Genomic DNA, 23,188 nt, shown 5'->3' with positions numbered 1-23,188 from the left:
TCCTGATTCTTTATTAGAATGAACCCTCGTTGAAGTAAGTATTTCTAGTTTATCCTAGGATTAATTATAAAAATAAAACATTCGTTGATTCGAAGGAGGTTAAACAGATGTTTGAAAGTTTTGATAGCAGCCGCAACCGTTACGCTTCAGTTGGTGTAGTATCAAGTTTGCCAGATGAATTGATTGACAGTATATGGTTTATTATTGACCTAGATCTTAAGGGAGTCATTCCATTAGAAAATATATTAACCTTTGATTTGATCGAAAATCGTGGAAAAGTGACGATGCATTTTTCTCAAGCAGGAAGCAATGTGGAAATGGATATTGATTTGCCGTTTGCCTATTCGAACCAATTTCCTGCTCAAGTATACGCCTATGATGACGGTACGAGAGAAACGATCCTTTTACCAAGTGAGATTAGACAATATTAAGGTGATAGATAAACGTGGATGTCCCTTATTTTACAGACCAGGCCAAGTTGTTGATTCTTTGACTCAATTCTTGGCTTCTTTTTATGGAGTTTCATAAATTATCATTGATTTCTAATTGGTATTCTCAGGATAAACGCTATATACTACTAACTAAATTTTAAAGATATAAGGAGTTTAAAAGATGCGCGATTTAACAAAAGGAAGCCCCGCTAAACTGATTTTGATGTTCACTGTTCCTTTACTGATCGGAAATGTTTTTCAGCAGTTCTACAATATGATCGATATGATCATCGTGGGTCAGACGCTAGGTAAAAATGCGCTGGCAGCGGTTGGTGCAACTGGAAGCCTGACATTTTTGATCATTGGCTTTGCCCAAGGTTTAACAGCTGGTTTAGCCATTATTACCGCACAACGTTACGGTGCAAAAGATTATCGGGGTCTGAAGAAAAGTTTTGCTGCTAGTGTTGTCATTAGTCTTGTCGTCACTGTGATTTTAACTGTCCTAAGTCTCCTGTTTATTCGTCCGATGCTTCAATTGATGCAAACTCCTCCTGAAATACTTGATCAAGCACAAACATTTATTTCAATTATTTTATTAGGGATCTTTGCATCAGTCAGTTTCAATTTGCTTTCTAATGTCATTCGCGCACTTGGTGACAGCCGCACACCACTATTCTTTCTGATCATTGCGGTCATCATCAACGTCGTACTTGATTTGATCTTTATTATCTATTTTGGCATGGGTGTAGAAGGTGCAGCTATTGCTACAGTAATCGCACAAGTTTCTTCCAGCGTACTGTGTCTAGTGTATATCAAGAAAAAAATGCCTTTGTTACAGTTACGCAAAAAAGATTTCAAATTTGAAAAAGAAGAGTTTGCTGTACACCTAAACGCTGCTTTGCCAATGGCGTTTCAATCTTCGATCATCGCTGTTGGTGCTATCGTGTTACAAGCAGCACTAAATAGTCTAGGGACAGATGTCGTAGCTGCTCAAGCCGCTGCTGGTCGTATCGACCAATTTGCAAATCAGCCGATGATGTCATTTGGTATTGCAATGGCAACTTTCACTGCACAAAACTATGGTGCGAAAGAATATGGCCGAATCTTGCAAGGGGTACGTCAAACTTTATTGATGAGTGTCGGATTTAGTCTCTTAGCAGGTGCTATCGTCATTTTCTTCGGTCATTTCTTTGTTCAATTGTTTGTTAGCCCATCAGAAACACGTGTATTTGAATTAGCACAAACCTACTTCAATATCAATGGGTCTCTTTACTGGATCTTAGCAGTCCTGTTCATTTTACGCTACACACTTCAAGGGCTTGGACAAAGCAAGATCCCTACGATCGCCGGTATGATGGAATTGCTTATGCGTTCTTTTGCAGCTATCGTTCTTACAGGAATGTGGGGATACCCAGGAGCAGCAGCAGCTTCTCCTTTAGCTTGGATCGGTTCTGTTGCCGTGTTGCTTTACTCTTATATGCGTTCGATGAAACAATTGAAACACATGGGTGAAGAGGAACATTTCACATTAGAACATGCAGAAGCAAGATAGCCTTGATTAAAAGAAATCGTTGCGGCTAAAAATGAAAACTTTTATTGAAAATATCTTCTTCGTTTACCGAAAACAGGTTTTTTAGATAACAAAAAGGCTGTGACAAAAAATGTCACAGCCTTTTTCTTTTATTCTGTTTTTCTTTCCGTGGACTCTACTTTGAAATAATCGATATGTGCATGCTGGTATTCTAATACCGTGAAACGGAAAGATGCAATCTCAATGATTGTTCCTGCTTTTATTTCTTTATATCGGCTAGAAGCAAAGCCCGCAAGTGTAGTAAAATTCGTTTCTTCAAACTCTGGAATCTCTACATGAAAATAACGCTGGAAATCATCTAATGTTAGTTTGCCGGAGATGATATAAGAGCCATCTGACTGTTCCGCTATCAATGCTTCGTCCAAATCTGTCTCATCTCGGATTTCCCCGACAATTTCTTCCAAAATATCTTCAATTGTCACTAAACCGCTTGTTCCTCCGTATTCATCTTTTAAGATAGCAATATGCTTTCCCTTTTTTCGCATGATCGTCAATAATTTTTTTATAGGGATCGTTTCAGTTGTTACGATCGGCTCTTCAATCAACTGTTCTACTGTCAGCTGGTCATCTTTATAAGATTGCTTGATCAAATCTGGCAAGGTGACATAACCTAAAACATTGTCTTTTGATTCTAAGATAACCGGATAGCGAGTATGTCCTTGTTCAATCGAAGCTTTTATCGCTTCTTTGACGGTTTCTGAAGCTTCGAATACTTGCATGGACGTACGGTCTACTTGTATATCTTTTGCCAAGGTATCATCAAATTCAAACACGTTTTCCAAATAATGATATTCTTCTTTGGTCAACTCTCCTTTTTCATAAGAATTCAATGCGACTAATGTCAGCTCTTCTTGAGACAATGTCTCTTCTCCTTCAGATACGAGACGCACACCTAATAGCTTCCCTAGCCCTGCAGCTGAATGATTCAATATCCAAATAAAAGGAAACATTACTTTATAAAAATAATGAAGTGGTTTAACTACGAACAAGACGACCTTCTCCGTATTGACGATACTATAGCTCTTAGGAAGCAGTTCGCCAATAACCACATCGATATACGTAACTAAAATAAATCCCAGCGCCACAGAGATTGTACTGCTAATAGCCGAACTAAAAGGTAGTTTACCGATCACTGGTTCTAGTAAAGCCGCGACAGATCCTTCACCGACCCACCCGATGATCAAACCGGTTAGCGTAATTCCTAATTGACTAGCTGATAAATAGTTATCTAAATGGTGTGTAACATGAAGAGCTAGCTTGGCGTTCTTTACATTTTCCTTTTCTAGTTGTTCCAATCTTGATCGTCTGATTTTCACTAAAGCAAATTCACTTGCTACAAAAAATGAAGTAATTGCAATCATCAAAAATAAAATAATAAAATTGATAACCATATTCTCCCGCCTTTCTCTTTTTCTATTGTACCCTTTTTCTACAAAAAGATTGAAAATAATGCGTATTCATATTTAGGAATAAAAAAGGAGATGCGGCATTTTTCAGCCACATCTCCTTATCACTTCAAAATCATTGCGTTACTTGTTGCTAAACAGCTTTTTCATGACCTCTGATAAAAACGGTATTCAAAAGCTTGCATCTGCGGCATTAAGCCCAAACAGATGAAAAACATGAGAAGCTGTTTTTATCTGCTCGTTCTTACTGCTTGTTGCAGTACAGCTTTTTCATGACCTCTGATAAACGGTGTTCAAGTAGCTGACATTCGACATTAGTTCAGGTCAAAGCGCTACTTTCACAACCGCTCTTTCAACCATGTTTTCCGAGTATTTCCAATGATAAGCGGAACAGTTTCATGTTTTACTTCGCTGTACTCTAGCCCAAACCATGTTTCTGGCGAGGTAGCGATTTTTTTGATTGCCAGTTTTGCCTGCATGATTTGACGTTGCCATTTTCCTAGAGTTGTCACATTGGAAACTACTTCATCAATCAGGACAAATTGGAAATCGCCAACTTCTCGCCCTGGTGTCAGAGAGTATCTTTGTGGCTGTTTTGGCAAACGGCCTTGTTTCATCAAATCATGGATGACTTGGCGAACATATACGTTGATTTCCTGTTGAACCCTGAAACCTAAGAACAGATTCACTTGGACAATAAAATCAGTGTCCATCATGTCTACTTGATATTCTTTCGTATATGGCTCATCCGTCACTTCCACATGAACAAACCAATAGACTCGTGCTCTTTTAGGCCGTTTATCTAAAATCGAATAGATGAACTGTCGGCCAACTTTATCTTCAGCCATATCAGGAACCAAGAAGACCACATTTGTCTGATAGATTGGTAAAGAAGTATCATCACGTAATTCTCTAAGCTGCGGGATATAATCTCTCAAAGACACATCCTCGGTTGACGATTCGCGAATAATGTTCCCTTGTTCCCAAATAAACATCACGACTAAGATGATCAAACCAATCAGAACGGCTACAAAACCGCCTCGGAAGAATTTGACAACACTTGAGATAAAGAAAACGACTTCTATCGCACCGAAGAAAAAGGTAACTAAATATGCAAGCCAACGAGAATGCCCATTTTGGATAAGATAAAAGTAAAGCAGTGCTGTTGTCATCAACATCGTCACAGTGATCGATAGACCGTAAGCAGCTTCCATATGATGAGACGTTCGGAATGTGACAACCACTAGAGAACAGGCGATCCATAAAATCAGATTGACTGCTGGGATATACATTTGCCCGATACTGTTCCCAGGATACATGATCTTTAACCGAGGCAGCAGTTTCAATTTGATTGCTTCTGAAACTAGCGTAAACGAACCTGTAATCAATGCTTGCGAAGCAATGACTGCAGCGACTGTTGCAAAAGCAACGCCGATCACGATCCAACTTTGAGGCATCATTTGGAAGAATGGATTCAGGTTCTTGATTTGCTGTGCTTCAGGGTTTTGATAAACATTCAACAACCACGCAGCCTGCCCAAAATAATTGATAACCAAACAAATTTTGACGTAAGGCCAGCTCAGACGAATATTTCGTTTGCCGACATGTCCAAGATCGGAATAAAGCGCCTCTGCACCTGTCGTAGCCAGGAAAATATTTCCAAGAATGAACAAGCCTAATTTGTTATCTGCACTAAAAAGCAGCTGGATAGCATAATAAGGATTCAGTGCACGGATAACTGTCCAGTCTTGACTGAAGTTCATTAATCCCATTACGCCTAAAAAAGTAAACCAAGCGAACATGATTGGTCCGAATGCTTTTCCGACAATATCTGTACCAAAGCGTTGGACCATGAATAAAACAAAAATAATAACTAAAGTGATAATGACGATCACGTTCTGGTTATTACCGAACCGGTCAAAAAACTGCGGAATTCCTCGCAAGCCTTCAATCGCAGTCGTTACCGTCACAGCAGGGGTCAATACCCCATCTGCTAGTAAGGCAGCTCCTCCGATCATTGCAGGAATGATCAAATATTTCCCACCTTTTCGGACAAGTGTGTAGAGTGAGAAAATTCCACCTTCACCATGGTTATCTGCATTCAATGCAATCACGACATATTTGATTGTTGTCAGTAGAGTCAATGTCCAAAAAATCAATGAGACTGATCCGATAACAAAATCAGGATTGATTCCTGACAATCCGCCATTATCTTCAACAATCGATTTCATAACGTAAAGCGGACTTGTCCCGATGTCTCCGTAGACGACTCCCATCGCTACAAGCAGGCCAGCCATTGATATCTTTTTGGTATTGTGCGTTGTTGCCACGTTTTTCCCTCATTTCTTGTTATATGGATATCCTTTAGGTAAGCTTGAATGATAGATGATATTCTTATCCATGACACCCGCTTTCCTAAATTGCTTCTAATTATCCAAGTAACACACTGAAGTGTCAACTTATTTGAATAAAATTATTCTTTCTTTGGACGTTCTCTGATACGTCTTGCCACAAATGAATAAAGAGCAAGGCAAAAAATTGCACCCAATAATGCTGGTATCAAATAAAAACCGCCGAGTTCCGGTCCCAGTGGTCCTAGTAAAAATTCGCCGAGCCAACTACCTAAAAAACCGATAATGATATTTCCAGATACGCCTCCCGGGACTTCCTTTCCTAAAATTGCGCCAGCTATCAAACCTAATATACCGCCGATAAATAACGACCATAAAAAATTCAGCATCTCCTTTCCCTCCTTTATCCATATTTCTCACTTTTATTTTACGCTTTATTCAGAAGGACTCCAAAAATATGCGCCAAGAAACTCCAGAAAAAAAGAAGTTGTAACAAAAGTGTTCAGCTTATTTCCGTAGAAGCTGCTTCTGGAACACCGTGAATCAGAGGTTGTGAAATCAGCGGTTTGACCTGAGTATTAGAGAAACAAACGGAAAAATAGTTCCTCACATTTTGCCGTTTTTTGAGCTAATATCGAGGGACAGCTGATTGAACATCGTTTATTGGAGAGGTTGTAAAAAAGCTGTTCTGCATCAAGTAATAAGAACAGCCAAGTAAAAACAGCTCCTAATGTTTTTAACTTGGCTGGACTTATTACCGCAGATGCAAGCTTTTGAACACCGTTTATTCGCAAAAAAAGGACTGTGACACGGCTTTTGTCACAGTCCCCTTTTTTCGAATAATTATTGTCCCCCTGTCACCTTCACGATCACAAGTACATTATTCCTATGAATTAAATTATTTTTCTTCATTTTTCGTTGAACCATCTTCGTTCAACATTGCTTTTCTTGACAGATTTACGCGTCCTTGTTTATCGATTTCAGTTACTTTCACAAGGATCTCATCACCTAGTTTAACAACATCTTCGACTTTATTGACACGATCGTTTGCTAATTGGGAAATATGGACAAGTCCATCTTTTCCTTTGATCAAGTTGACGAATGCACCGAATTTTTCGATACGGACAACTTTCCCTAGATAAACTTCACCAACTTTGACTTCTTTGGTCAAATCTTCGATGATCTTGATAGCTTTTTTGATCATTTCTGCATCAGCTGAAGCAATACTTACTTTTCCATCTTGATCGATATCGATTTTCACACCAGTTTCATCGATGATTCCGTTGATCGTATCGCCGCCTTTACCGATAACATCTTTGATTTTAGCAGGTTCGATCTGGATCATTTCGATTTTTGGTGCATATTGGCTTAATTCTTCACGTGGAGCAGCAATCGTTGAAGTCAATTCTTCTAAGATTTCCATACGTGCTTGTTTTGCTTGAGTTAATGCTTCAGTTAGGATTTGTTCTGTGATTCCTTGAATCTTGATATCCATCTGTAAAGCAGTGATACCATCTTTTGTACCGGCAACTTTAAAGTCCATATCGCCAAGATGATCTTCCAGCCCTTGGATATCAGTTAGGATCGTATAGTTTTCACCATCAGAAACAAGTCCCATCGCAATACCGGCGACTGGTGCTTTGATTGGTACACCTGCATCCATCAATGCTAATGTGCCAGCACAGATACTTGCTTGGGAAGAAGAACCATTTGATTCCAATACTTCTGCTACTAAACGGATCGTATAAGGAAATTCTTCTTCTGAAGGGATTACTTGTGCTAACGCACGTTCACCTAATGCGCCATGTCCGATTTCCCGACGCCCTGGAGAGCCTGCACGTCCTGTAGAACCAACAGAAAATTGAGGGAAATTGTAGTGGTGGATGAATCGTTTGCTGACTTCCACCCCTAAACCATCAATGATTTGGTGCTCTCCTAGAGGTGCGAGTGTACAAGCTGATAAAGCTTGTGTTTGTCCTCGTGTGAACAAACCTGATCCATGTACACGTGGCAATAAGCTGACCTCTGATGACAATGGACGGATTTCATCCAATTTACGCCCGTCAGGACGGATCTTATCGATGGTGATCAATTCACGTACGACATCTTTTTCAAGATCTTCTGTGATTTGTTTAACTTCTTTCACCAAGTGATCTTCATCTTCATGACCTGCAAATTTCTCAGCATAAGCTTCGCGGATATCGATCTTCACCTGCTCGATATTATCTTCGCGAGCAAGTTTTTCTTCAGTCATTACTGCTGCTTTCATTGTAGCGTAAGAAGCATCAAAGATTTCTTTTTTCAATACTTCATCAACTTGCAGTAAAGTCACTTCCATTTTTTCTTTCCCTACTGCTTGAACGATTTCTTCTTGGAAAGCAACTAACTCTTTGATAGCGTCAAAACCAAACAGCAATGCACCAAGCATGTCTTCTTCTGAAACTTCTTTCGCGCCGCTTTCAACCATATTGATGGCTTGTTTCGTTCCGGCAACAGTCAATTCGATATCTGTTTGTTCTGCTTGTTCTACTGTTGGATTCAAGACGTACTCGCCATTTACACGACCAACTTCTACGCCTGCAATTGGGCCGTCAAATGGGATATCTGAGATTGATAGTGCTAAAGAAGAACCTAGCATTGCTGCCATAGCTGGCGAGCAGTCTGTTTCTACACTCATCACGATGTTCGTTACTTGGACTTCATTACGGAAGCCTTCTGCAAACATCGGGCGAATTGGACGGTCGATCAAACGGGCAGTCAATGTTGCTTCCGTACTTGGACGGCCTTCTCGTTTGATGAAACCTCCAGGGATTTTCCCTGCTGCATACATTTTTTCTTCATAATTGATCGTTAATGGGAAAAAGTCTGTATCTTTTGCTTCTTTAGAGGCCACAGCTGCACTTAAGACTACTGTATCTCCATAACGGACTAAAACGGCTCCGTTTGCTTGTTTTGCTAGCTGACCGACTTCGATTTGTAAGGGACGGCCGCCCCATGTCGTTTTGAATACTTGTTTTTCTGACATAACTTCTCCTTTTCCTTCTCGTGAAAGCAAGACGCTACTAAACAAATGAAAACTGCCGAAAGCCGTCTTTTGAGCAGCTTTCATTTGGTTAGTAGGAGTCCATCTAGCTTGATCACGGAATTTTACTTAATTGATATACGAGTAAAAAAAGTGAGATTCATGTGAATCCCACTCTTTTTGACTAAAATTAACGACGCAAGCCTAAACGTTTGATCAATTCGCGGTAACGTTGAACGTCAGTTTTACGTAAGTAAGCTAACAAGTTACGGCGGTGACCAACTTTTTTCATTAGGCCGCGGTATGAATGATGGTCTTTTTTGTGCACGCGTGCATGTTCATTCAAGTGGTTGATTTCTTCAGTTAATACAGCGATTTGTACTTCTGGAGAACCAGTATCCCCTTCATGGCGAGCGTATTCGTTGATGATTTCATTCTTGCGTTCTTTTGAAATTGCCATTTCTTTCACCTCTTTCGATTATTCCCCTGCGACTGAGTAAAACGTTGGTGATTCGCTTAACCAAGTGGCAGGTCATGTGCCTAGAGCACACAGCTATACTTTACCTGAAACCGGGTTGAAAATCAAGTAGTTAATCATTAAGAAAAGGTAGTTTTCAAACAATCTTACTACTACTTTTCCATTTTTGTGGTAAACTATAATGCGAAAATAGACTTGAAACACAGTCTTTTAAGAAAGGGGTACATATTCCATGATTACAATGGATGATATCATTCGTGAAGGAAATCCGACCTTACGCGAAGTTGCAAAAGAAGTTTCTCTTCCATTAAGCGAAGAAGATATCTCTTTAGGAAAAGAGATGCTTGAGTTCTTAAAAAACAGCCAAGATCCAATCAAAGCTGAAGAACTACACTTACGAGGCGGTGTTGGCTTAGCTGCTCCTCAATTAGATATTTCTAAAAGAATCATTGCTGTTCACGTACCAAGTCCTGACCCAGAGGCAGATGGACCTTCTCTAAGTACTGTTATGTATAATCCTAAAATTTTGAGCCATTCTGTTCAAGATGCTTGTTTAGGGGAAGGTGAAGGCTGTTTATCTGTTGATCGAGAAGTACCAGGATATGTTGTTCGCCATGCCAAAATCACTGTGTCTTATTATGATATGAATGGTGAAAAACACAAGATTCGTTTGAAGAATTATGAATCAATCGTCGTTCAACATGAAATCGACCATATCAACGGTGTGATGTTCTATGACCACATCAACGATCAAAATCCATTTGCACTAAAAGAAGGCGTATTGGTAATCGAGTAGAGAATTGGCAGGTTCCTTCGATACTATGCTACAAGAAAGCTTTATAAAAAAGGGGAGTGCTCAAAAGCTGCACTTCCCTTTTTTATGTTTCTCCACTAATCGAAATTTAGATAGACATCTAGAAATCGCAATTCCAAAAAATTCTGTGTATTGGATACGCATCTTTTCTTATTTTTTCTTATTTCTTCCATATGGGTGTTTATCTCAGAGATGATAGAATAGTTTCTAGGATAAAAAGTAGCAGCTACGATGTTATCCTTCGTAGAGGATTCCTGCTTCAGCTAGTTTTTGTTTGATGATTTTCAGCATATGCTTTTCTGGGTAGCGGATCGTATGCAGATGGATGCCGCCTGTTAATTCGGATAACAAAGTAGCATTACTTTTTTGATAACGTCTCATAAAGGAATCGATATCTTGTGGCGTTTTGATGTGCAAAGTTCCTGCTAACTCACCGTAAAGGGGATGTTCCACAATTACATCAATGATTTCACCACCATTTTCAACGATTAGTCTCAGTTCTTCTTCTGTTTGATCTTTTCCATGTTGGACAGCGATTTTACTGATGTGCCCAGTATTGGTTTCTTCTGTTTCGAGGATATAACCTCTTGCTGTTGCCACGATACTTTTACCTGTAGCTCGTAGTAAAGCAATATCGCCTACAATGATCTGACGGCTGACTCCAAAAGTTTTCGCAAACTTGCTAGCACTCACTGGTTTTTCTGTATTTGCCAAGGTTTGCATGATTTGTTTTCGCCGTGTCTCTCCTTCGATCACACTTATTCCTCCTTCATTTTGTTTTGGTATTCGCGCGAGTGTTTCATCAAATCAACATACGTGTCTGTTATTGTTTCCTTATATCCCTTATTTTTCAGCAGACTAACAACTTTATCCAATACTTGCTGCTCTCTTTTTGCATCATAAACTGCTTGGTTTTCTTCTTTTTTCACTTGTCCTATTTTAGTTACCGTATCCATTCTTTTTTCTAATAAAGCAACCAACTCTCGATCGATCATATCGATCTTATGACGTAATGTTTCAAGAGACTCTTCTGTTAGTTCTTCCTCTACTGTCTTGATGATACGAGCAGGATTTCCTGCAATCACTACATTGTCGGGAAAAGATTTGGTCACAACCGAACCTGCGCCGACTACTACGTTGTCCCCTAGAGTGACACCCGGCGTGACGATAACTCCTCCGCCTAACCAAACATTATTACCGATTTTAATGGGTTTTGCGTACTCCAGACCGCTGTTACGTTTCACTGGATGTAGTGGATGCGTCGCCGTGTAAAGCTGGACATTCGGAGCGAACATGCAGTTATCACCGATTTCAATCGTGCTGACATCTAAAAATGTACAATTGAAATTTGCATAAAAATTCTCCCCAACAAATATATTATATCCGTAATCAAAATTGATAACTGGCTCCATATAGATTTTTTTCCCTGTACGGCCAAAAGTCTCTTTCAACAATTGGGATCGCAGTTCCGCTGATTCTGCTTGGTTGATGATTTGGCTTTGACTTCTTGCAAACATACGGTCGGCAACCAGCTCAGGATCATTGGCAAAATAAAGCTCGCCTGCAATCATTTTTTCTTTTTCGGTTTTGAATTCAGTCATAATCTGCTCCTAATTCTTGTATTTTTTTGAAAACAACCGCTCCGTCTTCTTGAATAAACGTATAAGGCTCCGCTAAATAAACAGGCGTTTGATTGATTACTAAGATTTTGGCTGACGGCTGGCGAAACTGTACCAGATCACAAAACGGATGAACTTGAAAACTCGTTCCAACAATGACGATCAGCTCTGCTTGGCTGACGGCATAAGCCGCCTGCTCCATGACTCCATCTTGAAACCCTTCACCATATAACACGATGTCTGGGCGTATTTGTCCTCCGCATGCTTGATGTTTGTCGCTGTGAAGATATTCTTTCCAGTCTACCGTTTGTTGACATTTTCGACAATGACATTGATACAGACTCCCATGAAAATTGACGAGTTGCGGGCTTTTAGCCTTTGCGTGCAAACCGTCGATGTTTTGGGAAACAACCCAAACATTTTTTTCTTTCGCTAAATGTGCTATTTCCAAATGGATGATATTGGGTTTTGCTTCAGGATGATAAATCTTTTTGACAAATTGATAGAATTTATCCGGTTCATTCACCATTGCTTGATGACTCAGCAAGTATTCCGGCTGCTCCATCCCGTGGTAGATTCCTGACAAAGATCGATAGTCTGGCACTCCAGAAGGTGTGGATACCCCTGCACCGGTCAAAAATGTAATTTGCTGATAAGCTAATATCTCTTTTGCTGCTTCGTCTACTGTTAATTGTTTCATGTTTTGTCACCTCACTTTCCATTATAGCCCATACTCGAACAAATTTATTGTTGAAAAGTCAGAAAAATGGGAATAAAAAAGTGTTATGGGCATTTGAGCAATTTATCACAATGTTCACTGACAAAAGAATGAAAACGTGTTACAATACTGCTGTATAAAAGTGAGGTGAATCGATATGTTACCATTCTTTATTTATTGGGGCGTTATTCTGGCTTGTATCGCCTGGTTAGCGTTAAGCGTTTATTTCTCTGTTTTTTATCTTGTACGCAAAGAAAATGGAAATCTTTGGGCTTTTGCTTTATTCAACGTGATTGCCGCAATTGTTTTAGCCATTACATTAGCCGTATATCGAACATGGGGCTGGGGAATCACCCAATACTCAAGTTTGATTTATCTAATATTAGCCATTTATGGCGTCGTTGTTCTTTTGCAAGCGATCCTAGGACGTGAGCCAAAGAAAGCGGCAGCTTAAATGATCGAGATGGAACTGGACACAGGAAATTTTCTGTTCTAGTTCTTTTTTTATTGTATTACATACATTTTTGTGTATAATTATACTATCGTTTGCAATGGATAGATGATTCACATTTTGATTGTTTTTTCGGTAAAAGTAAAGATTTCTATATTTATCAGTATTTTTTCAAAAAACAGCAGTTATAGATTGACAAAGCCTCTCGAGTATCGTAAACTTTTTTTTGTATAAATAACTGAATACGAGATGCCTCAATCAATGAGGTAGAGGTCGCGAGAATCATTAACCCTGTGGAGTGAAGCAAACATGGAGAAGCAGGAATAGGGAGGATCGCCGAAATGTGCACTTTTTTGCTTGGAGTGTATGTTGGGACGCAAGTTAAGAGCTTGCGGACTGTCTTAGCAGTGATGCTAAGTTGCGCTATGTTTTGTGAGAGGTTTATCACCTTATGGAATTTTAGCGGCCTTTTTATATCTATAAATCGGTCGCTTTTTATTTTTTCAGATAAAGCTTTACCGCATTTCATCTAGACCGCTCGTGTATCATATAATCAGAAAGGGAGAAAAAAATGAAAAAAAATATGGTTTCAGTTGCCGTACTATTTGCTTTTGTCTTCTCACTATTCAGTGTGGGATCTCTGGCAAATGCAGATGAAAAAACACCGAGCGATGAGTTTCGCGTAGGTATGGAGGCTGGGTATGCACCCTTCAACTGGTCTCAACAAACAGATGAGAATAATGCCTTGCCAATTCAAGGCCAAAATAGTTACGCCGGCGGTTATGATGTTCAAATCGCTAAAAAAGTAGCAGATGGTTTAGGGAAAAAATTAGTCATCGTCCAAACGAAATGGGATGGTCTGGCTCCTGCCCTTCAATCAGGCAAGATCGACGCGATCATCGCCGGAATGAGCCCTACTGCTGAACGACGAAAAGAAATTGATTTTACCGATCCTTATTACGAATCACAATTAGTAGTAGTAGTTCAAAAAGATAGCAAATATGCAAAAGCAAAAAGTTTAGCAGATCTTTCTGGAGCAAAGATCACTGCTCAGTTAAATACATTCCACTATACTGTGATCGATCAGATACCAGATGTGCAGAAACAACAAGCAATGGATAATTTCTCAGCAATGAGAACAGCTTTAGCTTCTGGAATGATCGATGGTTATGTCAGCGAACGTCCGGAAGGTGTAACGGCAACTAGTGTGAACAAAGACTTGGAAATGCTTGAATTCAGCGGTGCAGATGGCTTCCAGACAAACCCGGAAGATGTTCAGATTTCTGTTGGTATGCGTAAAGGCGACCCGGATATCCAAAAAGTAAACCAGATTCTTTCTGGCATCTCTAACGATGAACGAACCAAAATTATGGACCAAGCAGTCAAAGATCAGCCTGCTGCAACTGATAGTGAAGAAAAACCTGGCATCATTTCTGATTTCACTACGATTTGGAAACAATACGGCAATATGTTCTTACGAGGTGCTGGACTTACCTTGTTCATCGCATTGATCGGGACAGTTGTCGGTACTACACTTGGATTACTGATTGGTGTCTTCCGTTCGGTACCTGAATCAGGAAATGCACTGACTCGCTTCTTCCAAAAAATCGGAAATGCACTTCTTTCTATCTATGTCGAAGTATTCCGCGGAACACCGATGATGGTACAAGCAATGGTCATCTTCTACGGTCTGGCACTCGCTTTTGGCATTTCATTGAACCGAACGATTGCCGCTTTGTTTATTGTCTCTCTCAATACTGGAGCTTACATGACAGAGATCGTTCGTGGGGGGATTTTTGCAGTAGATGAAGGGCAGTTCGAAGCTGCGCAAGCCATTGGTATGACCCATGGCCAAACGATGAGAAAAGTTGTTATTCCACAAGTTTTACGGAATATCTTGCCAGCAACAGGAAATGAGTTTGTTATCAATATCAAAGATACAGCAGTTTTAAGTGTAATCGGCGTAGCTGATTTGTTCTTCCAAGGAAACTCTGCTTCCGGTGCGAATTTCCAATTCTTCCAAACATTTACGATCGTCGGGATCATCTACTTAGTCATGACCTTTACGATCACCAGAATCCTGCGGGCGGTAGAAAAGAAAATCGATGGTCCTTCAGCTTATACCAAGCTTGAAGAAATCGACAATTCAAATTTGCAGGAATAAGGAGGAAGAATCATGAATGAAAAAATTATTGAAATCAATCATCTAAGAAAAAGCTTCGGTGAAAATGAAGTATTGAAAGATATCAGCGTAACAGTCAATAAAGGTGAAGTTGTGACGATCATCGGTTCTTCCGGTTCTGGTAAATCTACTTTCTTGCGCTGTATCAATTTACTGGAAAAACCAACAGGCGGCGAGATCATTTATAATGGAGAAAATGTATTAGCTCCTAAATATAATTTACCTAAATATCGAACGAATCTAGGTATGGTTTTCCAATCCTTCAACCTGTTCAACAATATGAACGTCTTGGAAAACTGTATGTCTGGTCAAACAACTGTCCTGAAACGAGATAAAGAAACTGCCAAAAAAGTAGCAATCGAAAATCTGGAAAAAGTTGGTATGGATCGTTATATCGAAGCCAAACCAGCACAATTATCTGGTGGACAGAAACAGCGTGTCGCAATTGCTCGGGCATTATCAATGAATCCAGATGTATTGCTATTCGACGAACCTACTTCGGCGTTAGACCCTGAAATGGTTGGCGAAGTGCTTAATACGATCAAAGACTTAGCACATACTGGCTTGACAATGCTTATCGTGACGCATGAGATGGAATTTGCAAAAGATGTATCTGACCGTGTCATTTTTATGGATAAAGGTGTGATTGCAGAAGAAGGTACACCAGAAGATATCTTTGTCCATCCGAAAGAAGAACGTACAAAAGAATTCCTTTCACGTATTTTAAATGCTTAGATCAATAGCTGATTGGAACAAAGAGCTGCGGTGTTTACCGCAGTTCTTTTTTATGAATTACTCATAAAAGGTAAATTTCTGAAAATTTTGGAATCTTAGTTGTGTTTTTCAGAAAACTCTCTTAATATGGAAGTAATTAAACTTTTTTAGTTAGGATGATTTAAAAATGAATGAAGAGCAAGAACTGCAGCGTGGACTGAAAAATAGACATGTCCAACTGATTTCTATTGGCGGAGCGATTGGAACGGGGTTGTTTTTAGGTTCCGGAAAGTCTATCCAGCTAGCTGGCCCTTCGATATTGCTCGCCTATCTTATTACTGGATGCATCTGTTTTTTCATTATGCGTGCGTTAGGCGAACTTCTGTTATCAAACACCAATAACCATTCTTTTCTGGATTTTGTTGCAGAATATCTTGGCAAAAAAGCGGCTTTCATCACTGGCTGGACGTATTGGTTCTGCTGGGTATCGATTGCAATGGCCGATTTAACAGCCATCGGAATGTATGTACGCTACTGGGCGCCTGGTGTTCCTCAGTGGCTTCCTGAACTGATTGCATTAGGTCTTCTTCTTTGCTTGAATATGGTGGCTGTCTCATTGTTTGGTGAGTTAGAGTTTTGGTTTGCATTGATCAAAGTTGTAGCGATCATTGCCTTTATCCTCGTAGGAGCTTATATGATCCTCACCCACTATACGACAGATATTGGCACAGCCAGTATCACGAATCTATGGTCTCATGGCGGATTCTTTCCAACTGGTGCAAAAGGATTTATCTTAGCTTTCCAAATGGTAACCTTTGCTTTTGCTGGGATAGAATTAGTTGGATTAGTCGCTGGAGAAACAGAAAATCCTGAAAAAGTGTTGCCGGAAGCTATCAATAATATTCCTATCAGGATCATCTTATTTTACTTAGGATCTCTTTTTGTCATTATGGCAATCTATCCATGGAACAGCTTGAATCCAGATAACAGTCCATTTGTAGAAGTATTTTCGGAAATTGGGATCACGATTGCTGCTTCCTTGATCAATTTAGTCGTATTAAGTGCAGCAGCTTCTGCCTGCAACAGTGCAATATATAGTACAGGACGTATGCTTCGTTCTTTAGCGCAAGAAGGCAGTGCCCCTAAAAAATTCAAAAAGTTAACAACACATCATGTGCCAGGGAATGCTTTGACATTTTCTACTATCGTCATTTTCATTTCTGTTATCTTGAATTATGTGATGCCTAGTGAAGTATTCACACTAGTAAGCAGTATTGCCACTACTTGTTTCTTGTTTATCTGGAGTATGCTTGTCTACACGCACATGAAATATCGTAAAAGTATCCTCGGCAAAAAAGCTCATTCATTTAAAATGCCGTTGTACCCATTTAGTAATTATCTGGTATTTCTTTACATGGCCTTTGTGTGTGTCGTCTTGTTCCTAGGAAAAGATACGAGAATCGCTTTATTACTAACACCTGTGTGGTTCTTGCTTCTATTACTGATCTATCATATGAAATATGAACGTAAGAAGTAAGAAAGTAGTTGTGACAGAAGTGGTCAGCTTCGAGAAATAAGAAGGAATTTACGAAAATTGCTTCTTAAATTTTTGTGAAATTTCGGCTTATTTCTTGGAGTTAAAAGCTTCTGTCCCAGCCTCTTTTCTATTTCCCCGGAAACAACCGCTGATAATAGGCATCTGCTTTTTTATAGGAAAAAATCCAAATACCAGATACAAAAAAACGTCCGAATAACCCGATCAACGGTACAAAAAAACGTCCGAATAACCCGATCAACGGTACAAAAAAGACACCGGCAATCAAGCATAAGTTAATCATCATGGAGATAAGACTTCGACGGTCCTTTGACAAAACTCTCACGACATGGGAATCTGGTTTATTTGCTTTCATGATTTGCCTCATCAAGATACCAAAAGAAAAACTCCACATCGTGTATACTAAGACATAAGCCATCTCAGGCCAAAAAGCTTCAGGGTTACGCCCAACCCAACTAGTAACAGAAGGACATAAAGTCAGCCAGAAGAGCCAAAAGATATTCGACCAGACCACTCGGTAATTAATTCGTTCTGCCATCTGAAATATACGATGATGGTTCACCCAGATCACCGCAACAAATATAAAGCTGATGGTATAAGCTAATAATGTATTTCGGATGACCCATAAAGAATGAAAGCTAGATGGATTAGGGATCTTGATCTCTAATACAAGAACTGTCAAAACAATGGCTACCACTCCATCAGTAAATGCTTCTAATCTCGTCTTTGTCACGATGATTCCTCCTCAGATGATTCAGCGCTTTTATTTTATCACTTACGTTATTAAATAACCATCGTTTTATATAGGAAATTTTCTGAAAATTGTTGCATATTTTTCGAAATTTTGTTACTTTTAAAAAAACCGTAAAGGAGTTATGTATGACAAAAAAATTATCATTTAAAGACTATCTTTTTATAGGCTCCATGCTTTTCGGTCTATTTTTTGGTGCTGGAAATCTTATCTTTCCCGTTCATTTGGGTCAAGAAGCAGGCGCTGCTACCTTTTGGGCGAATCTAGGTTTCTTGGTTACCGGTATCGGTCTTCCCTTCTTAGGGGTGATTGCCATTGGTGTATCGAAAAGCTCAGGTGTATATGAATTAGCAAAACGGATAAATCAAACATATGCGATGGTTTTTACCATCTTGCTTTACTTAGTTATCGGACCGTTTTTTGCTTTACCTCGCCTTGCAACCACATCTTTCGAGATTGGTTTAGCACCATTTATCGATCCTAGCAGACAGACGCTATATCTAGCAATTTTCAGTATTGTATTTTTTGTGCTGGCTTGGTGGTTTTCAAGAAAACCGACAAAGATATTAGATTATGTTGGAAAGTTCCTGAATCCTGCATTTTTGGTTTTATTAGGTGCTTTGCTTCTCCTTGCTTTTTTGAATCCACTAGGTTCTGTAAATCAAGCGCCTATTCAGCCAAATTATCAAGAGCATGCTTTTTTCACAGGGTTTACTCAAGGATATAACACATTAGATGCGCTTGCTGCTTTAGCATTTGGGATCATCATTGTCACAACAATCCAAAACATGGGTGTAACAAAACCTGCTGAAATCGCTAAAGACACGATCAAATCTGGTGCGATCAGCATTATATTGATGGGAATCATTTATACTTTGCTCGCTTATTTAGGTGCTATGAGCTTAGGTAGCTTTGCTCTAAGTGAAAATGGCGGGATCACGCTGGCTCAGATTGCTGATCATTATTTAGGTACTTATGGCAGTATCTTATTAGCATTTATCGTTATATTAGCTTGTTTGAAGACCGGTATTGGTTTGATTACAGCTTTTGCAGAAACATTCACAGATTTGTTTCCGCAAAGAAATTACGCATTCTTTGTTGCACTTGCTAGTATCCTTCCTTGTTTAGCGGCAAACGTAGGCTTGACGAATATCATTCAATTTTCGTTGCCTGTTTTGATGTTCATCTATCCATTAGCAATGACACTGATTTTACTAGTGTTAGTTGGTCCTTTGTTTAAGCAGCGTACGGCTGTTTATCGAATGACTACTTATTTTACATTGATTGCTTCGATTTTTGATGGGTTGAACGCTTGCCCAGAAACTATCAAACAAACACCTATTGTTCAAAATCTTTTACATGTTGCGGAAAGCTACTTGCCGTTTTTCAAATTGGGGATGGGGTGGATCGTACCAGCAGTTATCGGTTTTGTTATCGGACTGATTTGGAGTTTCGCTAAGAAAGAAGAAGTAGCAGATTGATAAAAGAGGTTGTGAAAGAGACGTTCAGCCTTGAGCAATAAAAAGTAATTTTGAAAAATAGCTTCTCATATTTTACAAAATTGTGCCTTATTGCCGATAGGCTGTCTCTTGAACACTGTTTATTGAGAGGTCGTGAAAAAGCCGCTTAGTTTCGAGTATTAAGAAATATTTTGTGAAAATGGCTTCTCACATTTTTGCATAAATTTGACTTAATACCGAGAAACTGACTTTTGAACACCGTTTATTGAGAGGTCGTGAAAAAGCCGCTTAGTTTCAAGTATTAAGAAATATTTTGTGAAAATGGCTTCTCACATTTTTGCATAAACTTGACTTAATACCGAGAAACTGACTTTTGAACACCGTTTATTGAGAGGTCGTGAAAAAGCCGCTTAGTTTCAAGTATTAAGAAATATTTTGTGAAAATGGCTTCTCACATTTTTGCATAAATTTGACTTAATACCGAGAAACTGGCTTTTGAACACCGTTTATTGAGCGTCTATAAACTGACCTGAGTATTAGAGAAACAAAACGGCAAAGTAGCTCCATATACTTTGCCGTTTTGTTTTGAACTAATACCGAAGAGTAGCTGATCGAACAACATTTCTTTTATAATATAGATTTTAGACATATATATGATATAAAAATAGTTTTCGCAAAAAAACTTAACAACTTTCGAAAACTTTCGTCACAAAATATTCACAACTAGTGACTATTATATAAGCATACCAACAAACAACCCTAACAACACTTTTTCATTTTTAACTCCTTATCCTGCTAGCTCCCCGGCTAGCAGGACCTTTTTTTATCAAAAAAACTTGTACCATCCAATCGATTCAACTAATCAACCCAATGCTGTCATGCTGTGATACTCATCCTAAAACGTTCCGTTTTACTGATATCAGCTTAAAGCATTCGGTTATTTTTGATTAGTAATGATTGATGGTACAAGCTCATACGTGCTTTTCTATCTGGTATAAATTATTTTGATAATCGTTCCTGTTCCCCTGCTGGTGAAAGGATTGTTATTTTTTCAATTTGTTCTACAGGAACCATCCGGATCTGCTGCTCTTCGTTTTGTAGGCGGATCATCACTCGGTCTTTTTCGACCGTTTTTGTCGCCACCCAGCCTGAGATCGTTTCATACTTGCTACTCAAACGATTTGCTCTTACTTGTAAGATAACTAGACTATGTTCAGTAGCAGCTTTTTGCAGCTCAAGAATAAACTTTCCTTGCAATCGTACATTCTTAGCATGTTCTTCAGTGTCATTTACAAAAGAATCAAAAAGTTGATACGAAGTATGAGTAACTAACTTCGTAAGCTTCTTCATTGGCGATACTGTCTCTTCGTTCATCGAAAGCACTCCTCCTTTAGCTAAGAAAGTGTTACTTAATTAATTTTATTTTACCTAACATTTTACAAAAAAACAAGGAAATGCTCTAACATCGCCTTAAAAAGAAAGCGTTAACTTTACAAATTGTTCGTTATTTTATTTTCGTCAATCCAAATATTCCACCAATGATTCAGGCCTTCTGTGATCAAGTGATATGTCTCATCAAAGTTATTGGTATAGTATGGGTCGGGAACATTTTCTTTTTCTTTTCCAGGAATGCTACTTAAAAACAAATGGATTTTCCCCTGCGCTGAGCGTGGTGCTCTTCGTTTCAGTTCTTCTACATTTTCTTGATCCATGCCAATGATCCAATCAAAAGTTTCAAAATCGTGGGGTGTGATTTGCCGAGCAACCATATTCGTCATATCTACTTTTTCTTGGTTTAATATTTTTTTCGTTCCAGGGTGCGGTGTCTTTCCAACTTCATACGTGCTTGTAGCAGCAGAATCCACAAAAAATTCTGCTTCCCTTCCTTCTATTGCTATTCGTTTTCTCAGCAAGCCTTCTGCCATCGGTGAACGGCAAATATTTCCCAAACAAACAAATAAAATTTTTGTCATTTCCCCATCTCCTTTTAGCGATTATTGCTTTTCCAACAAAAAATTTTTCTATTACTGTTCTTCCAACTCTTCTTTTGCATAAAGACGATAAGAATATAATTCCGTATCCTTGGCTAAACGGAAAAGCTGCATAGCGATTTCCATCGGTGTTTCTTCATATTCATTCGTGATCCAATTGACTAATACACCACTGCAACCGTAAGAAAAAAAACGAGCATAAAATAGTTTGTCTCTTGCAGAAAGTTGTCTTTCTTCATCCATTTGTTCAAAAATCTTGATAAATGATTTTTGGATCAGTTGAGAAAACTCTTTTTGTAAAATTTCTGGGTCAGAAAGCACAGTATTTGCATAAAATTCTTTCTTCTCAGCAATTGCTTTCAGCATTTTCAATGCTTGCTCTTCCCAATTATCAAGTGAAAGACATTGTGGATCTAAATAATGCAATGCATCCTCACAATAGACCCAACGAAGCAAATCGTATTTATCTGTAAAATGATAATAAAATGTTTGTCGATTGATTTTTGCTTCATTTGCGATTTTTTGGACGCTGATTTTTCGAAAAGATTGCGTTTGGCACAAATCAATCAATACGTTTTTGATCAATTGTTTCGTACGTGTTGTATCACTCATTCATTTTCCTCCAATCTAAAAGCAAAAATCATATATGATAGTCGTAACCAAAATGTTCATAGGCATAAGCAGTAGCAATTCGCCCTCTAGGTGTACGCTTTAAAAATCCTTTTTGGATCAGATACGGTTCATACATATCTTCTACCGTCTCACGCTCTTCTCCTATGTTTACTGAAAGCGTACTTAACCCTACTGGTCCGCCGCCATATAACTCGATCATTGTTCGCAACAATTTCTGGTCAACATAATCCAATCCAGCCTGATCGACCTGTAGCAAAGTAAGTGCCTGATCCGCTATAGGGCGATCGATTTTCCCGTCTCCTTGGACTTGCGCAAAATCACGAACCCGTTTGAGCAAGCGATTAGCAATTCTAGGCGTTCCTCGTGATCGGCGAGCAATTTCCAATGCCCCTTCTTCAATGATCTCTGTTTGAAAAATATCCGAAGAACGTAAAACGATCTCCTGCAGATCCTGTTCGTCATAATATTCCATATGAGAAATGATGCCAAATCGATCTCGTAAAGGTGCAGAAAGCATACCTGCCCGTGTCGTCGCGCCAATCAAAGTAAAGGGAGGAAGAGGGAAATGAACCGGATGTGCGGTTGGCCCTTGTCCTACCATGATATCTACATAGAAATCTTCCATAGCTGAATAAAGCATCTCTTCTACCACTCTAGGTAATCGATGGATCTCATCGATAAACAGGACATCCCCTGCTTCCAGTTCATTCAAGATTGCTACTAAGTCACCCGGACGTTCGATAGCAGGGCCACTCGTCGTACGAATATTTACGGTCATCTCATTAGCAATGACCATGGCCATCGTCGTTTTTCCTAATCCAGGAGGCCCGTACAACAGAACATGATCTAAAGGTTCTTCCCGATTTCTGGCAGCTTCGATGTAAATCTGAAGTTCTTGTTTGACTTTTCTCTGTCCGATATATTGAGAAAGCAGCTGTGGTCGAAGAGATTTTTCCAAACTCAGTTCATTTTCGCCAGATTCTGGTGATAACAAGTATTCATCTGTCATTTGGTCTCCTCC

General features: G+C 39.2%; 21 protein-coding genes and 1 riboswitch. Of the genes, 8 read left to right on the top strand and 13 right to left on the bottom strand.

The annotated features are described in order from the left end of the window. Window positions 1–107: 107 nt before the first annotated feature. Complete coding sequence (locus OZ002_RS00835; RefSeq protein ID WP_002289744.1) at window positions 108–431, top strand: DUF960 domain-containing protein; 324 nt, start codon at window positions 108–110, stop codon at window positions 429–431. Window positions 432–612: 181 nt separating this feature from the next. Beyond that, a complete protein-coding gene (locus OZ002_RS00830) occupies window positions 613–1,983 on the top strand; it encodes an MATE family efflux transporter (protein ID WP_002289277.1) in 1,371 nt (456 codons plus the stop codon). A gap of 128 nt (window positions 1,984–2,111) precedes the next feature. Here OZ002_RS00830 and OZ002_RS00825 read toward each other — a convergent pair whose 3' ends face one another. The 5 genes from OZ002_RS00825 to rpsO all read right to left on the bottom strand — a co-directional run bounded on the left by OZ002_RS00825 (window position 2,112) and on the right by rpsO (window position 9,261). After that, window positions 2,112–3,413, bottom strand: a complete 1,302-nt coding sequence (locus OZ002_RS00825; protein WP_156249213.1) for a hemolysin family protein — start codon at window positions 3,411–3,413, stop codon at window positions 2,112–2,114. Window positions 3,414–3,766: 353 nt separating this feature from the next. Beyond that, the gene (locus tag OZ002_RS00820; protein ID WP_002289279.1) at window positions 3,767–5,758 is read right to left on the bottom strand and encodes a KUP/HAK/KT family potassium transporter; all 1,992 of its coding nucleotides are present in this window, start codon (window positions 5,756–5,758) and stop codon (window positions 3,767–3,769) included. A gap of 143 nt (window positions 5,759–5,901) precedes the next feature. Next, entirely contained in the window at window positions 5,902–6,168 is a 267-nt protein-coding gene (locus tag OZ002_RS00815) for a GlsB/YeaQ/YmgE family stress response membrane protein (protein ID WP_002289280.1), read from the bottom strand. Between the two features lie 509 nt (window positions 6,169–6,677). After that, entirely contained in the window at window positions 6,678–8,804 is a 2,127-nt protein-coding gene (gene pnp, locus OZ002_RS00810; protein WP_156249212.1) for a polyribonucleotide nucleotidyltransferase, read from the bottom strand. Between the two features lie 187 nt (window positions 8,805–8,991). Then, window positions 8,992–9,261, bottom strand: coding sequence for a 30S ribosomal protein S15 (rpsO, locus tag OZ002_RS00805; protein ID WP_002289282.1), 270 nt, complete (start codon window positions 9,259–9,261; stop codon window positions 8,992–8,994). Between the two features lie 250 nt (window positions 9,262–9,511). Here rpsO and def point away from each other — a divergent pair, with 250 nt between their 5' ends. Then, window positions 9,512–10,075 carry a peptide deformylase gene (gene def, locus OZ002_RS00800; protein WP_002289284.1) on the top strand — a complete coding sequence of 188 codons (564 nt, stop codon included), beginning with the start codon at window positions 9,512–9,514 and terminating at the stop codon, window positions 10,073–10,075. 252 nt (window positions 10,076–10,327) lie between these two features. Here the strand turns inward: def and OZ002_RS00795 are convergent, their stop codons facing one another. Genes OZ002_RS00795 through OZ002_RS00785 form a run of 3 tightly spaced genes read right to left on the bottom strand, consistent with a single transcriptional unit; the run spans window position 10,328 to window position 12,412 of the window. Beyond that, window positions 10,328–10,849 carry a transcription repressor NadR gene (locus OZ002_RS00795; RefSeq protein ID WP_125179432.1) on the bottom strand — a complete coding sequence of 174 codons (522 nt, stop codon included), beginning with the start codon at window positions 10,847–10,849 and terminating at the stop codon, window positions 10,328–10,330. 2 nt (window positions 10,850–10,851) lie between these two features. Further along, window positions 10,852–11,694, bottom strand: a complete 843-nt coding sequence (locus tag OZ002_RS00790; RefSeq protein ID WP_002294234.1) for a chorismate mutase — start codon at window positions 11,692–11,694, stop codon at window positions 10,852–10,854. Then, on the bottom strand, window positions 11,687–12,412 hold the full coding sequence (locus tag OZ002_RS00785; RefSeq protein WP_002297083.1) for an NAD-dependent protein deacylase: 726 nt from the start codon (window positions 12,410–12,412) through the stop codon (window positions 11,687–11,689). The genes OZ002_RS00790 and OZ002_RS00785 overlap by 8 nt, the downstream gene beginning before the upstream one ends. Window positions 12,413–12,587: 175 nt before the next feature. Between OZ002_RS00785 and OZ002_RS00780 the strand changes: the two genes are divergently transcribed. From OZ002_RS00780 to OZ002_RS00765, 4 genes are all read left to right on the top strand, one after another. Further along, window positions 12,588–12,884: a hypothetical protein gene (locus tag OZ002_RS00780; RefSeq protein ID WP_002293448.1), complete on the top strand. Its 297-nt coding sequence runs from the start codon at window positions 12,588–12,590 to the stop codon at window positions 12,882–12,884. Between the two features lie 256 nt (window positions 12,885–13,140). Beyond that, window positions 13,141–13,315: riboswitch (Lysine riboswitch) on the top strand. A gap of 137 nt (window positions 13,316–13,452) precedes the next feature. Next, window positions 13,453–15,045, top strand: coding sequence for an ABC transporter permease subunit (locus tag OZ002_RS00775; RefSeq protein ID WP_002297081.1), 1,593 nt, complete (start codon window positions 13,453–13,455; stop codon window positions 15,043–15,045). A gap of 12 nt (window positions 15,046–15,057) precedes the next feature. Then, window positions 15,058–15,798, top strand: a complete 741-nt coding sequence (locus OZ002_RS00770; protein WP_002317066.1) for an amino acid ABC transporter ATP-binding protein — start codon at window positions 15,058–15,060, stop codon at window positions 15,796–15,798. Between the two features lie 166 nt (window positions 15,799–15,964). Beyond that, window positions 15,965–17,314 carry an amino acid permease gene (locus OZ002_RS00765; protein WP_002294242.1) on the top strand — a complete coding sequence of 450 codons (1,350 nt, stop codon included), beginning with the start codon at window positions 15,965–15,967 and terminating at the stop codon, window positions 17,312–17,314. Window positions 17,315–17,441: 127 nt separating this feature from the next. Here OZ002_RS00765 and OZ002_RS00760 read toward each other — a convergent pair whose 3' ends face one another. After that, window positions 17,442–18,065 carry a TMEM175 family protein gene (locus OZ002_RS00760; protein ID WP_252704029.1) on the bottom strand — a complete coding sequence of 208 codons (624 nt, stop codon included), beginning with the start codon at window positions 18,063–18,065 and terminating at the stop codon, window positions 17,442–17,444. 146 nt (window positions 18,066–18,211) lie between these two features. Between OZ002_RS00760 and brnQ the strand changes: the two genes are divergently transcribed. Beyond that, complete coding sequence (gene brnQ, locus OZ002_RS00755) at window positions 18,212–19,564, top strand: branched-chain amino acid transport system II carrier protein (protein ID WP_002307366.1); 1,353 nt, start codon at window positions 18,212–18,214, stop codon at window positions 19,562–19,564. Window positions 19,565–20,542: 978 nt separating this feature from the next. Here brnQ and OZ002_RS00750 read toward each other — a convergent pair. From OZ002_RS00750 to ruvB, 4 genes are all read right to left on the bottom strand, one after another. Then, on the bottom strand, window positions 20,543–20,917 hold the full coding sequence (locus tag OZ002_RS00750; protein ID WP_002289815.1) for a hypothetical protein: 375 nt from the start codon (window positions 20,915–20,917) through the stop codon (window positions 20,543–20,545). A 116-nt stretch (window positions 20,918–21,033) separates the two neighbouring features. Then, window positions 21,034–21,516 (bottom strand): low molecular weight protein-tyrosine-phosphatase, encoded by a 483-nt coding sequence (locus tag OZ002_RS00745; RefSeq protein WP_002294249.1) that lies wholly within the window; start codon window positions 21,514–21,516, stop codon window positions 21,034–21,036. Between the two features lie 51 nt (window positions 21,517–21,567). Further along, complete coding sequence (locus OZ002_RS00740; RefSeq protein ID WP_002289813.1) at window positions 21,568–22,146, bottom strand: TetR/AcrR family transcriptional regulator; 579 nt, start codon at window positions 22,144–22,146, stop codon at window positions 21,568–21,570. Between the two features lie 28 nt (window positions 22,147–22,174). Beyond that, complete coding sequence (gene ruvB, locus OZ002_RS00735; protein ID WP_002289812.1) at window positions 22,175–23,176, bottom strand: Holliday junction branch migration DNA helicase RuvB; 1,002 nt, start codon at window positions 23,174–23,176, stop codon at window positions 22,175–22,177. Window positions 23,177–23,188 lie beyond the last annotated feature (12 nt).

This window comes from Enterococcus sp. E4-150 (assembly GCF_035726465.1).
In the GTDB taxonomy this organism is placed as follows: Bacteria; Bacillota; Bacilli; order Lactobacillales; family Enterococcaceae; genus Enterococcus_B; species Enterococcus_B faecium.
This window is presented reverse-complemented; position numbering and strand designations above follow the sequence as displayed.